Source organism: Microbacterium jejuense (assembly GCF_019511665.1).
Taxonomy (GTDB): Bacteria; Actinomycetota; Actinomycetes; order Actinomycetales; family Microbacteriaceae; genus Microbacterium; species Microbacterium jejuense_A.
The window spans coordinates 27,965-40,700 of sequence record NZ_JAEUAW010000003.1 but is presented as its reverse complement, the minus strand read 5'-3'; the positions used below and the strand labels follow the sequence as shown (position 1 = coordinate 40,700).

Genomic DNA, 12,736 nt, shown 5'->3' with positions numbered 1-12,736 from the left:
CGGCCGACCGAGGCCCGGCCGGCCGCTTCACACGGCGGCCGCGGCAGCCCGGCCGGCGACGCGCCCCGAGAAGAGGCATCCACCCACGAACGTCCCCTCCAGCGCGCGGTAGCCGTGCACGCCGCCGCCGCCGAAGCCGCTCGCCTCGCCCGCCGCATACAGGCCCGGCACGGGCGCGCCGTCGGCGCCCAGGGCACGACCTGACAGGTCGGTCTCGATGCCGCCCAGCGACTTGCGGGTGAGCACGTGCAGCTTGACGGCGATGAGCGGGCCGGAGTCCTTCGCCAGGATGCGGTGCGGCGTCGCCGTGCGGATGATCCGGTCGCCGCGGAACGCGCGCGCCGATCGCAGCATCGCGATCTGCGCGTCCTTCGTGAAGTCGTTGTCGATCTCGCGATCGCGGGCCTCGATCTCGAACCGGACGCGTTCCGGGTCGAGCACCTCGCCGCCGGGAAGGGCCTGCATGCCCGCGATGAGATCGTCGAGCTTCTCTCGCACGACGAAGTCGGCGCCCTTGTCCATGAAGGCCTGGACCGGTCCGGCGGCGCCCTTGCCGAGCCTCGACTTCGCCAGCAGGCGGACGTCCTTGCCGGTGAGGTCGGGGTTCTGCTCGCTGCCCGAGAGCGTGAACTCCTTCTCGATGATCTTCTGCGAGAGCACGAACCACGAGTGGTCGTACCCGGTGGCCCGCAGGTGGGCGAGCGTGCCCAGCGTGTCGAAGCCCGGGAACAGCGGCACCGGCAGACGCGTGCCCGTGGCGTCGAGCCAGACCGAGGACGGACCGGGGAGGATCCGGATGCCGTGATCCGGCCACACCGGATCCCAGTTCTGGATCCCCTCGACGTAGTGCCACATGCGGTCGCCGTTGATCAGACGGGCGCCGGCGGCGGCGCTCACCGGCTGCATGGAGCCGTCGACGTAGGCGGGGACGCCCGTGATCATCGTCTGCGGGGGAGTGCCGAGGCGCTCCGGCCACCACTGGCGCACCAGGTCATGGTTGCCGCCGATGCCGCCCGACGCCACGATGGTCGCGTCGGCGGTGATCGCGAACGTGTCGACGACGTCACGCGAGCTCGCGACGCCGCGGGCGGTGCCGGAGGGTTCGAGCACGTCGCCGGAGGCGCCGGTGACGACGCCGCCCTCGACCGTGAGCGCCGTCACCCGATGCCGGGGCAGGATCGTGACGCGGCCGTCCGCCTCGGCGGCCTCGAGCTCGGCCTGGAAGGGAGCGACGAGGCCGGGACCCGTGCCCCACGTGATGTGGAAGCGCGGCACGGAGTTTCCGGGGCCCGTCGCGGTGTAGCCTCCGCGTTCGGCCCAGCCCACGATGGGGAAGAACCCCACGCCCTTCTCACGCAGCCACGCGCGCTTCTCGTGGTGCGCGAACTGCAGGTACGCCTCGGCCCAGCGACGAGGCCACAGGTCTTCGTCCCGGTCGAATGCCGCGTTGCCGAACCAGTCCTGACGTGCCAGCTCGAACGAGTCGTGGATGCCGAGACGGCGCTGCTCGGGAGAGTCGATGAAGAACAGGCCGCCGAACGACCACCACGCCTGACCGCCGAGGTTGGTCCGCGGCTCCTGGTCGACGATCATGACCTTCTTGCCGGCGGCGGCGGCTTCGGAGGCCGCGACGAGACCGGCCAGCCCCCATCCGATCACGAGCACGTCGGTGCGATGGGTGGCTGCGGGCATGTCGACTCCTTCGTCGGCCGGTCGTGGGGGATTCAGCGGGTGGTGTCGGGTGGCGAGGGCGGTGGCGCCGTGACCGGAAGGGATGCTGCCCCTCGCCCGCCGGCGGAAGGTCCGATGCCCGAGGGCTCGAACGTGTTCACCATGGCATACGCGGCGCGCTGCAGGTAATCCCACAGCGTCGCCTCGTGCAGCGGCGGCAGCTTGAGCTCGTCGACGGCCACGCGCATGTGGGCGAGCCAGCGGTCGCGGGCGTCGGGGTCGACGTGGAACGCGGCGTGGCGCATGCGAAGACGCGGGTGCCCGCGCTGCTCGCCGTACGTCGTGGGGCCGCCCCAGTACTGCTCGAGGAACGTCGTCAGCCGGTGCTTGGCGGGGCCGAGGTCTTCCTCGGGATACATCGGGCGCAGCACCTCGTCGTCGGCGACGCCGCGGTAGAAGCTGTCGACGAGGCGCACGAACGTGTCGTGGCCGCCGACCTCCTCGTAGAACGTGATCGGGGTCGCATCGGTCATGAGGTCGCTCCGGGAGTCGTGCCGGACGCGTCGTCCGGTGAGGTCTTCTTCTTGCTCGTGCGCTTGGGCTTCCACACTGCGCCCTCGGCGGCGGGCGCGACCGGGTTGGGGCGCGTCTTCGGCGGGTTCGCACCGCGCACCCGCTGGGCGCCCTCCAGGCCCGAGGGCATGACGGCCGTGAGGGACGGGAGGGAGATGCCCATCTCGTCGATCGCGTGCTTGAGGCGCATGCGCAGCTCGCGCGCCACGTCGTCCTTGGCGTTCGCGCGGGTCTTCATCACGAGACGGATGACGAGCGCGTCGCCCGAGATCGACTCCAGACCCCACACCTCGGGCTGCTCGATGATGCGCGTGCGCCACTTGGGGTCCTTGGCGAGCCCCTTTGCGGTGTCGAGCATGACCCGCTCGACCTCGTCGATGTCGGAGTCGACCGCGACCGAGAGATCGAGGATGACGCGCGACCATCCCTGCGACAGGTTGCCGATGCGCGTGATCTCACCGTTGCGGACGTACCACAGCGTGCCGTTGACATCGCGGACGTGCGTCACGCGCACGCTGACGTACTCGACGATGCCGGTGGCGAGCCCGAGGTCGACGACGTCGCCGATGCCGACCTGATCCTCGGCGACGATGAAGATGCCGTTGAGGACGTCCTTGACGATGTTCTGGGCGCCGAAGCCGAGGCCGGCGCCGACGGCGGCCGTGAGCAGCGTCAGCGAGCCCAGAGCAGTGGGAGCGAGGACGTTGATGATGAGCAGCAGCGCGATCACGACCACCGTCACGTTCACGATGTTGCTGAGGATCGAGCCCAGCGTGCGGGTGCGCTGCACGAGGCGGACCGAGGCCAGGGGCGAGCGCTCGAGGGCCTGCGTGTCGTCGACGTTCGCCTTGGACTTCGCGCCGTTGACGATGCGGTTCACCACCCGGTGGATCACCGCGCGCAGGATCCACACGAGGAGGAACGCGCCGATGATGATCCCGACGACGGCCAGCACATTCCAACCAGCCGACACGAAGAAGTCACCGACGCTCTGCCAGAACGACGCCGTCGCGATGGCCGGGGGATCTTCGAGGGGCACGGAGTTCATCGCCCCCAGCCTAACGATCGGGGCCTTGGAAAGACCTCAGCGCAGAGGCGGCAACGGGTCGTCGTCGCCGAGCAGCCGCAGGCGGTGGGCGAGGATGACCGCGTGCACGCGGTCGCGTGCCCCGACCTTCGCCAGCACGCGGCTCACGTGCGTCTTGACGGTCGACTCGCTGAGGAACAGCTGCTGCGAGATCTCGGCGTTGGTGTAGCCGCGACCCATCGCCAGGAACACCTCGCGTTCGCGGTCGGTGAGGTCGCCGGTCGGGTCCGGGATCGCCGGGCTCGGCGCCGGCTGCAGGGCCAGCCGGTCCAGCAGCACCCGCGTGACCCGCGGCGAGAGCGGAGTGTCGCCACGGTGGACGGCGCGGATCGCGGAGGTCAGCTCCGCTCGTTGCGCGTCCTTCAGCAGGAATCCGCTCGCGCCGGCCTCCAGAGCGCCGAAGGCGTACTCGTCGAGGTCGAACGTCGTGAGCACGAGCACCCGCGTCTCGGGGGCGGCACGCGCGATGAGGGCGGTCGCCGCGATCCCGTCGAGCACCGGCATCCTGACATCCATCAGCACCACGTCGGGCCGCAGCCGGGCGGCGAGGTCGGCGGCCTCCTGACCGTCGCCGGCCTCGCCCACGACGACCAGATCGTCTTCGGCCTCGAGCACGAGGCGGAAGCCCACGCGGATGAGCGCCTGGTCGTCGGCCAGGAGCACGCGGATGGGGGCGGCGTCGGTCATGGAGCGTCCTCTCTCGGCGGCGCGGCATCGGCTCTCGGCTCGGTGACCGGGATCGTCGCGGTGAGCCGCCAGCCTCCGGCGCCGTCGGGACCCGCCGACAGCGTCCCGCCGATGTGCGTCGTGCGTTCGGCGATGCCGCGGAGGCCGAAGCCGCCCGGGCCGTTGGATGGCTCGGCGCGGTCGTTGTGCACGGTGACGGTCGTGGCATCCGCATCGTGGTCGATGCGCACCTGGATCGCCGTCGCCGAGGGTGCGTGACGCATGGCGTTCGTGACGCCCTCCTGCACGATGCGTCCGATGGCGTACTGAGCGGTGTCGGCGAGCTCGGCGGCGCCCGTCACGACGAGCGTCGCGGGGTATCCGGCCCGCTGGGCCGCCGCGACGACGTCGTACGGCGACACCGGGGCCAGGGGCGCCAGCGGCGCGTCTGCGTCGCCGTCGCGCAGCACACCGAGCATGACGCGCATCTCTCTCAGGGCTTCGCGCGCAGTGGTGGCCGCGGCATCCATCGCTCCCCGCGCTCGATCGATGTCGGGCGTCGCCATCGCGCCCTCGGCGAGAGCGACCACGACGGTGAGCGAGTGCGACACCACGTCGTGCATCTCGCGGGCGATGCGGGCGCGTTCGTCGGCGGCCGCAAGCTGCGCCTGCTGATCGCGCTCCACGATGAGCTGCCGTGATCGGTCGATGACGGCTTCGAGGTAGCGCTTGCGGTTGCCGATGTTGACGCCCACCAGCGCGCCCACGAGAGCCACCACCGCGGCCGACAGCAGCGCGTTGAGCGCCCCGAGGACGTCGACAGTGCCCAGCAGCGCCTCGAAACCTCCGACGACGGCGATGGCGCCCATTCCGACGCCGTAGGCGATCCAGCACAGACGGCTGGAGGCGTACACGGCGACGGCGTACATCGAGAGGATCAGCAGCGGCGATCCCGCCGCCGACGGGTACGCCAGCATGACGAGCTGCAGCAGCACGGCGAGCGCGTACGGCACCAGCGGCCAGCGGCGGCGCAGCATGAGCGCGGCGGCGGCCGCGATCGCGATCACCATCGAGACGATGTGCACCGGCGCCCCGGGGTCGGCGTTGTCGGTGCCGACCGGGCCCGCCGTGGTGACGGCGATGGCGAGGCCGACGATGGCCACGAGGATGTCGGTGAACAGCGGATGCCGCGCCCAGAACCGGCGGATCACACCGGGAGGGCGCGGCAGCAGCAGCTCCGCATCCGCCGGAACGGGTGCGGAGCTGCCGCTGCGAGCCATGCGGTCGACTCTACGCGTCACGCGTGCGCAGGACGCCCCAGCCGATCACCAGGGGGACGACGGTCCAGCCGATGAGGGCGAGCAGCGCCGGCACGATGTCGTCGCCGCCCGGCGAGGTCAGCGTCGATGCCGCGTTCATCGGGAGGTACTGACCGAGGTCGACGATCCAGCGCCAGCCCTCTCCGGCCATGGCGAACATCTGCACCACGATCGGCAGCACGAAGAGCACGCCCACGGTCGCGGCGATCGCGCCGGCGCCGTTGCGGACGATGAACCCGAAGCCGAGTCCGATGAGCGTGAACACGACCATCGACAGCACGCCGTAGGCGAGCGGGACGATCGCGAGCGACGGCTCGGACCAGTCGATGCCCTCGGTCAGCAGGGGAGCGGTGGCCGCGATCGAGATCGCGTACGTGACGGCCGTGACGACCGCCATCAGCACCGCCACCACGGTGGCCTTGGCGGCCAGGACGGCGCCGCGACGGGGCTCCGCCGTGAGGCTCGAGCGGATCATCCCGGTGGAATACTCGCCGGTGATCACGATCGCGCCCAGGATTCCCGCCACGAGCATGGTGAACTGCGTGGGCATCAGGATCGCGCTGACGGCGGGGAAGCCCGGGCCGAAGCTCGACGAAGCGCCCGCGATCATCATCGAGATCGCCACCGAGAGCGCCGCGGCGACGCCGAGCGACCACCACGTCGAGCGGACCGAGGTGATCTTGATCCACTCGCTCCGCAGCAGGTGGCCGAAGCTCAGACGGTAGGGCGAGTCGGCGACGCGGGTGGGCACCGCCGGCACGGGAGCGGGGGTCTGCGTCACGGTGGTCATGCGATCTCCTTGGTCTTGTACTCGACCGCGCTCTCGGTGAGTGCGAGGTACGCCTGCTCGAGGGAGCCTGTCGTGGTCGTCAGTTCGTGGATCGGGATGCCGTGGGCCGCTGCCGTGTCGCCCACGACGTCTGCGGTCAGCCCTTCGATGTCGAGGCGGCCGGGGGTCGTGCTCGTGATGCGGACGTCCGGGCCCGCGACGAGCCCCGCGAGGTCGGCGGCGCGCGGGCTGCGAACGCGGGTGGTGTTGGTCGTCCACGCGCGCACGAGGTCGTCCAGCGCCGCGTCGGCGAGCACACGACCGCGCCCCAGCACCACGATGTGGTCGGCCGTCTGCGCCATCTCGCTCATGAGGTGGCTCGACAGCAGGACGGTGCGGCCCTCGTCCGCGGCGTGGCGCACGAACTCCCGCACCCAGCGCACGCCTTCCGGGTCGAGTCCGTTGACGGGCTCGTCCAGGATGAGCGTGTGCGGGTCGCCCAGCAGCGCCGACGCGATGCCGAGCCGCTGTCCCATCCCGAGCGAGAACTTCCCGGCACGCTTGCCGGCGACGGACTGAAGGCCGGTGATCTCGATCACCTCGTCGACACGGGAGCGCGGGATGCCGTGGGTCGCGGCCATCGCCCGCAGATGGTTGCGGGCGGTGCGGCCGGTGTGCACGGCCTTGGCGTCGAGGAGCACGCCCACCTCGGTCAGCGGCGCGCGCAGCGCGCGGTAGTCCCTGCCGGCGACGGTGGTGCGTCCCGACGTCGGACGGTCGAGTCCGACGATCATCCGCATCGTCGTGGACTTGCCGGCCCCGTTCGGGCCGAGGAAGCCGGTCACCTTGCCCGGCTGGACGGTGAACGAGACGCCGTCGACCGCCGTCTTGTCTCCGAACCTCTTGGTGAGCTGTTCTGCAACGATCATGCATCCGACGCTATGCGGCGGCCCCCGCCGCTCACATCGGCCCCCAGGATGACGCGCCGCTCTCGGCGTGGTACCGCGGTGCCGAATGCGAGGATGCCCCGGCCCTGCGCGTGGGCAGGACCGAGGCATCCCTCGATTCAGGAGTGCGGGCTACTGGGCGTCGCGGTCCTGGACGGCGAGCGCGCGCTCGACGCCGGCGAGGTTCTCGGCGACGAGGCGGCGCAGTGCGGGTGCGGCGTCGGCGTTCGCCTCGAGCCAGGCACGCGTGGCGTCGCGCAGCGCGACGTCGGCCAGCGGCGACGGGTACAGGCCCACGATCAGGTACTGCGCGATCTGGTAGGTGCGCGAGTTCCAGATCGGCAGCAGCGCGTCGAAGTACCGCGCCACGTAGTCGCCCAGCAGGTCGCGGCTGGCCGGGTGCACGAAGCCCGCCGCAGCGGAGCGCACGATGGTGTTGGGCTGGTCGTCGCGCTCGACGAGCGACGCCCATGCGGCGTCCTTCGCCTCGGCCGACGGCAATGCCGCCTTCGCCTGCGCGGCGAACTCGCCGCCCTTCGCGGTGTTGTCGGCTTCGAGCGCCGCGTCGATGTCGGCCGCGGTGACGACGCCGCCGGCGGCGAGCGACACGAGCAGCTGCCACGACAGGTCGGTGTCGACCTCGAGGCCGTCGAAGGTCTCGACGCCGTCGCGGACGGCACGCACCTTGCTCCACTGGTCGGCGGTCGCCGCAGCCGACGCGAACGCCGTCACGAACTGCAGCTGGCTGTCGCTGCCCGCCTCGGCCGACCGGGCGAGGTCCCACAGGGCATCGGCGACCTTGGCCCGCGTCGCGTCGCGCCTGTCGGGGGCGACGTACGAGTTCGCGGCGAGCTGCAGCTGGCCGAGCGTCGTGCGCACCGTGGTCGACTCGGTCTCGGCGCCGATGTTGCGCAGCACGAGGTCGACGTAGTCGGATGCGGATGCCTCGGCGTCGCGGGTCTGGTCCCACGCGGCGCCCCACACCAGCGAGCGCGCGAGCGGGTCGCTGATCTTGCCGAGGTGGTCGATGGCCGTCTGCAGGGACTGCGCGTCGAGCCGGATCTTCGCGTACGCGAGGTCTTCGTCGTTCAGCAGCACGAGCGCGGGCCGGGCGAGACCCTTGAGCTCGGGCACCTCGGTGAGGTCGCCGTCGACATCGAGCTCGACGTGGTGCACGCGCACGAGCGCGTCGCCCTGGAGGTCGTAGAACCCGACGCCGAGGCGGTGCGGACGGATCGTCGGGTAGTCGGCCGGCGCCGTCTGCACGATCGCGAAGCGCGTGATCGTGCCGTCGACGTCGGTGACGATCTCGGGTGCGAGGGTGTTCACGCCCGCGGTCTCGAGCCACTTCTTCGACCACGTCGACAGCTCACGGCCGCTCGTGACCTCCAGCTCCGACAGCAGGTCCGACAGCTCGGTGTTCGACCACTGGTGCTTCTTGAAGTACGCCGCGACGCCGCCGAAGAACGCCTCGATGCCGACCCACGCGGCGAGCTGCTTGAGCACCGAGCCGCCCTTGGCATAGGTGATGCCGTCGAAGTTCACCTGGACGTCTTCGAGGTCGTTGATCTGGGCGACGACCGGGTGGGTCGAGGGAAGCTGGTCCTGGCGGTAGGCCCAGGTCTTCTCCATCGCGTTGAAGGTCGTCCACGCCTCGGTCCACTCGGTGGCCTCGGCCGTGGCGATGGTCGACGCCCACTCGGCGAACGACTCGTTCAGCCACAGGTCGTTCCACCACTTCATGGTGACGAGGTCGCCGAACCACATGTGGGCGAGCTCGTGCAGGATGGTGACGACGCGGCGCTCCTTGACGGCGTCGGTGACCTTGGAGCGGAAGACGTAGGTCTCGGTGAACGTGACCGCGCCCGCGTTCTCCATGGCGCCCGCGTTGAACTCCGGCACGAAGAGCTGGTCGTACTTCGCGAACGGGTACGGGAAGTCGAACTTCTCCTCGAAGTACGCGAAGCCCTGACGCGTCTTGTCGAAGATGTAGTCCGCGTCGAGGAACTGCCACAGGCTCCTGCGGCCGTAGACGCCGAGCGGGATGACGCGACCCGAGGCGCTCGTGAGCTCTGAGAAGGTGGCCTCGTACGGGCCCGCGATGAGCGCGGTGATGTACGACGAGATGCGCGGGGTGGCCTCGAAGGTCCACGTCGCGCTGCCGTCGCCGTGCTTCTTCGGGTCGGGCGTGGGGGAGTTCGAGACGACCTTCCACGGCTCGGGAGCCGTGACGGTGAACTGGAACGTGGCCTTGAGGTCGGGCTGCTCGAACACGGCGAACATGCGGCGCGAGTCGGGCACCTCGAACTGCGAGTACAGGTACACCTCGCCGTCGACGGGGTCGACGAAGCGGTGCAGGCCCTCGCCGGTGTTGGTGTAGAGGCAGTCGGCGTCGATCACGAGCTCGTTGTCTGCGGCGAGGTCGTCCAGCGCGATGCGCGAGTCGGCGAACGCCGAGGCGGGGTCGATCGACCGGCCGTTGAGCGTGATCTCGCGCACTTCGCGGGCGATGAGGTCGATGAACGTCGAGGCGCCGGGCGTCGCGGTGAACCGCACGACCGTCCGGGATCCGAAGACCTCGGCGCCCTTCATCAGGTCGAGTGCGACCTCGTACGACTGCGTGTCGACGATCGCGCGGCGCTCCTGCGCCTCGATGCGGGTGAGGTTCTCTCCAGGCACTGCTGTGGCTCCCATGGGTGAGGATGGCGAACGCGGTCGTCCACGCTGCTGGCGCCGACGACAACCGTCCCAGCCTACGCGAGGCCTTGCGTAACGCCAGATCCGGCGCGAGATCGCGTCGCACACGGCGGCGGCGGGCCGGCTGCGGTGTCAGGATGGAGGGGTGAGCCCTGCCGAACAGCCCCTCGTCCCGTTCGCCTCTCCTGCCGCCGCTGCGGGCGCTCCGTTCGTGGAGCAGCCTGTCGCGTACGACGGCATCCTGCTCGCGGGCTTCGGCGGACCCGAGGGTCAGGACGACGTCATCCCGTTCCTGCGCAATGTCACGCGCGGCCGCGGCATCCCGGACGAGCGGCTCGAAGAGGTAGCGCACCACTACCGCCACTTCGACGGCGTGAGCCCCATCAACGCCCAGAACCGCGCGCTCAAGGCGGCCCTGGAGGGCGAGCTCGCGCGCCGGGGCATCGACCTGCCGGTGTACTGGGGCAACCGCAACTGGTCGCCGTACCTCGACGAGGCGGTGAGGGATGCCGCCGACGCCGGCGACACGAACCTCCTGGCGCTCGCGACCAGCGCCTACTCGTCGTTCTCGAGCTGCCGGCAGTATCGCGAGGACTTCGCCCGGGTGCTCACCGAGACCGGCCTCGCGGGAACCGTGACGATCGACAAGGTGCGCCAGTTCTTCGACCACCCCGGATTCGTGCAGCCCTTCATCGACGGCGTGCGCGAGGCGGTCGCGGGCTTCCTCGCCGATGGCATCGCCCCAGAGAGCGTGCGCGTGCTCTTCTCGACGCACAGCATCCCGACCGCCGACGCCGAGCGCTCGGGTCCGCGCGAGGGCGACGAGCTGCATCGTGACCTCGGCGAGGGCGGCGCCTACGCGGCGCAGCATCTCGCGGTGGCGGAGGTCGTCATGGCGGCCGTCGCGGCCGAGGTCGCGGGCGCCGAGCGCATCGGCTGGGAGCTCGTCTACCAGTCCCGCTCCGGCCCCGCCAGCCAGCCCTGGCTGGAGCCCGACGTCAACGACGTCATCGCCGAGCTCCCGGCCGCCGGCATCCAGGCGATCGCCATCGTGCCCGTGGGCTTCATGAGCGACCACATGGAGGTGCTCTGGGACCTCGACACCGAGGCGATGGAGGCGGCGCAAGAGGTCGGCATCCGCGCGGTCCGCACGCCCACCCCCGGCGTCGACCCGGTGTTCGTCTCGGGCCTGGTCGACCTCGTCGAGGAGCGGCTCAAGGGAACGCCGGCCGCCGAGCGCCCCCACGAGACCGGTCTCGGCCCATGGTTCGACGTGTGCCGCCCGGCCTGCTGCGAGAATGTGCGGGCCGGCTTCAAGCCGGCGGCCGCCGGCATCGCACCCTGATCAGCACGACCCGGCGAGAGTGGATGCCGGCGGCCCGGCATCCGCCGTCCGCCTGCCCGTCCCCTCTCTAGGATTGAGCCCATGCGCATCCATATCGCGACCGACCACGCCGGCCTCGAGTTCTCGACGCAGCTGCAGCACCATCTCGCCGCCGCGGGGCACGAGGTCGTCGACCACGGCCCCCTCGAGTACGACCCGCTCGACGACTACCCGGCCTTCTGCATCCGCGCGGCGCAGGCCGTCGTGCGCGACCAGGCGGCGGGCATCGAGACGCTGGGCGTCGTGTTCGGAGGATCGGGGAACGGCGAGCAGATCGCGGCCAACAAGGTGCAGGGCGCCCGTGCGGCGCTCGTGTGGAGCATCGCGACGGCCGAGCTGGCGCGCGAGCACAACGACGCGAACGTGATCGCCATCGGCGCCCGTCAGCACACCTTCGACGAGGCCGCGAGCTTCATCGACCGGTTCATCGCGACGCCGTTCTCGGGCGAGGAGCGCCACGCGCGCCGCATCGCGCAGCTCGCCGCGTACGAGCAGGACGGATCGCTGCTGCCCGACCCTCGCGCGACGGCGGCGCAGCCGGACGTCCTGGCGGCGGACGACAGCTCGTTCGATCCCGAGGCCGGCTGACCGCATGCCCGAGGGCCACTCCGTCCACCGCATCGCCCGCCAGTTCGACCGCAACTTCGTCGGGCGCGCGGTGACGGCGTCCAGTCCGCAGGGGCGCTTCGCCGAGGGCGCGGCGATGCTGAGCGGGCGGACCGCCACCGCGGTGCGGGCGGTCGGCAAGCAGATGTTCCTCGAGTTCGACGACGACCTCTGGCTGCGCGTGCACCTCGGCATGTACGGGGCGTGGGACTTCGCGGGCGAGATCCTGGTGGACCCCACGATCGCCTCGGCCAACGGGCGCATGGGGCAGACCAACCAGCGCGGCACCGATCTCGGCGAGCCGATCCGGGACGCCGCGGGCGAGAACTCGCTGACCTCGATCGGCGCCCCGCGCCGCGCGCGCGTGCATGTGCGCATGTCGGAGCAGACGACGGGCCTCGCCGACGAAGGTGACGAGTGGCCGCCGCCGGTCGTCGGCCAGGTGCGCCTGCGCCTGCTCACCGAGGCGACGTGCGCCGACCTGCGGGGTCCCACCGCGTGCGAGCTGCAGACGCCGGACGAGGTCGCGGCGACGATCGCCAAGCTCGGTCCCGACCCGCTCGTGGACGACGTGTCCGAGGGCGAGGAGCGCTTCACGGCCGTGGTGCGCCGCAAGCCGACGTCGATCGGCCTGCTCCTCATGGACCAGAACGTCGTGAGCGGCATCGGCAACGTGTACCGCGCGGAGCTGCTGTTCCGGGCCCGTCAGAATCCGCACACCCCTGGCCGCGATGTGCCGGAGGAGGTCGTGCGCGGGCTGTGGCGCGACTGGGTGCGGCTGCTGGCCATCGGCGTCGAGACCGGCCAGATGATGACCATGGACGATCTCGACCCCGAGTCGTACCGCAGGGCGATGGCCAGCCGCGACGACCGGCACTGGGTCTATCACCGCGCCGGTCTGCCGTGCCGCGTGTGCGGCACGACGGTCGTGGTCGAGGAGGCGGCGGGACGCAAGCTCTACTGGTGCCCCTCCTGCCAGGCCTGACGCGTTCGGATCCGCGAGCCCGAATAGGCTGA

At 71.0% G+C, this 12,736-nt stretch carries 11 protein-coding genes; 3 read left to right on the top strand and 8 right to left on the bottom strand.

Features of this window, described 5'->3' with window-relative positions:
- Positions 1-27 precede the first annotated feature (27 nt).
- From JNB62_RS04025 to pepN, 8 genes are all read right to left on the bottom strand, one after another.
- On the bottom strand, positions 28-1,692 hold the full coding sequence (locus JNB62_RS04025) for an FAD-binding dehydrogenase (protein ID WP_220299592.1): 1,665 nt from the start codon (positions 1,690-1,692) through the stop codon (positions 28-30).
- Positions 1,693-1,724: 32 nt separating this feature from the next.
- Positions 1,725-2,204, bottom strand: a complete 480-nt coding sequence (locus tag JNB62_RS04020; RefSeq protein WP_220299591.1) for a globin — start codon at positions 2,202-2,204, stop codon at positions 1,725-1,727.
- A complete protein-coding gene (locus JNB62_RS04015; protein WP_220299590.1) occupies positions 2,201-3,292 on the bottom strand; it encodes a mechanosensitive ion channel family protein in 1,092 nt (363 codons plus the stop codon). Before JNB62_RS04015 ends, JNB62_RS04020 begins: the two co-directional genes overlap by 4 nt.
- A gap of 36 nt (positions 3,293-3,328) precedes the next feature.
- On the bottom strand, positions 3,329-4,018 hold the full coding sequence (locus JNB62_RS04010; RefSeq protein WP_220299589.1) for a response regulator: 690 nt from the start codon (positions 4,016-4,018) through the stop codon (positions 3,329-3,331).
- Positions 4,015-5,277 (bottom strand): sensor histidine kinase, encoded by a 1,263-nt coding sequence (locus tag JNB62_RS04005; protein WP_222855713.1) that lies wholly within the window; start codon positions 5,275-5,277, stop codon positions 4,015-4,017. Before JNB62_RS04005 ends, JNB62_RS04010 begins: the two co-directional genes overlap by 4 nt.
- 10 nt (positions 5,278-5,287) lie before the next feature.
- Positions 5,288-6,106: an ABC transporter permease gene (locus JNB62_RS04000; RefSeq protein WP_220299588.1), complete on the bottom strand. Its 819-nt coding sequence runs from the start codon at positions 6,104-6,106 to the stop codon at positions 5,288-5,290.
- Positions 6,103-7,014: an ABC transporter ATP-binding protein gene (locus JNB62_RS03995; protein ID WP_220299587.1), complete on the bottom strand. Its 912-nt coding sequence runs from the start codon at positions 7,012-7,014 to the stop codon at positions 6,103-6,105. The genes JNB62_RS04000 and JNB62_RS03995 overlap by 4 nt, the downstream gene beginning before the upstream one ends.
- A gap of 150 nt (positions 7,015-7,164) precedes the next feature.
- Positions 7,165-9,711: an aminopeptidase N gene (gene pepN / locus JNB62_RS03990; RefSeq protein ID WP_220299936.1), complete on the bottom strand. Its 2,547-nt coding sequence runs from the start codon at positions 9,709-9,711 to the stop codon at positions 7,165-7,167.
- A gap of 163 nt (positions 9,712-9,874) precedes the next feature.
- Between pepN and JNB62_RS03985 the strand changes: the two genes are divergently transcribed.
- The 3 genes from JNB62_RS03985 (at position 9,875) to JNB62_RS03975 (ending at position 12,704) form a co-directional block, all read left to right on the top strand.
- Positions 9,875-11,074, top strand: coding sequence for a ferrochelatase (locus JNB62_RS03985; RefSeq protein ID WP_220299586.1), 1,200 nt, complete (start codon positions 9,875-9,877; stop codon positions 11,072-11,074).
- A gap of 81 nt (positions 11,075-11,155) precedes the next feature.
- Complete coding sequence (locus tag JNB62_RS03980; RefSeq protein WP_220299585.1) at positions 11,156-11,701, top strand: ribose-5-phosphate isomerase; 546 nt, start codon at positions 11,156-11,158, stop codon at positions 11,699-11,701.
- Positions 11,702-11,705: 4 nt separating this feature from the next.
- On the top strand, positions 11,706-12,704 hold the full coding sequence (locus JNB62_RS03975; RefSeq protein WP_220299584.1) for an Fpg/Nei family DNA glycosylase: 999 nt from the start codon (positions 11,706-11,708) through the stop codon (positions 12,702-12,704).
- Positions 12,705-12,736: the final 32 nt, after the last annotated feature.

Bases quoted from the DNA above. Each gene is read 5' to 3' on its own strand.
- JNB62_RS04020 (WP_220299591.1), bottom strand. From the start codon at position 2,204: ATGACCGATGCGACCCCGATCACGTTCTACGAGGAGGTCGGCGGCCAC.
- JNB62_RS03980 (WP_220299585.1), top strand. From the start codon at position 11,156: ATGCGCATCCATATCGCGACCGACCACGCCGGCCTCGAGTTCTCGACG.
- JNB62_RS04005 (WP_222855713.1), bottom strand. From the start codon at position 5,277: ATGGCTCGCAGCGGCAGCTCCGCACCCGTTCCGGCGGATGCGGAGCTG.
- JNB62_RS04010 (WP_220299589.1), bottom strand. From the start codon at position 4,018: ATGACCGACGCCGCCCCCATCCGCGTGCTCCTGGCCGACGACCAGGCG.
- JNB62_RS03975 (WP_220299584.1), top strand. From the start codon at position 11,706: ATGCCCGAGGGCCACTCCGTCCACCGCATCGCCCGCCAGTTCGACCGC.
- JNB62_RS04025 (WP_220299592.1), bottom strand. From the start codon at position 1,692: ATGCCCGCAGCCACCCATCGCACCGACGTGCTCGTGATCGGATGGGGG.
- JNB62_RS03995 (WP_220299587.1), bottom strand. From the start codon at position 7,014: ATGATCGTTGCAGAACAGCTCACCAAGAGGTTCGGAGACAAGACGGCG.
- JNB62_RS04015 (WP_220299590.1), bottom strand. From the start codon at position 3,292: ATGAACTCCGTGCCCCTCGAAGATCCCCCGGCCATCGCGACGGCGTCG.
- JNB62_RS04000 (WP_220299588.1), bottom strand. From the start codon at position 6,106: ATGACCACCGTGACGCAGACCCCCGCTCCCGTGCCGGCGGTGCCCACC.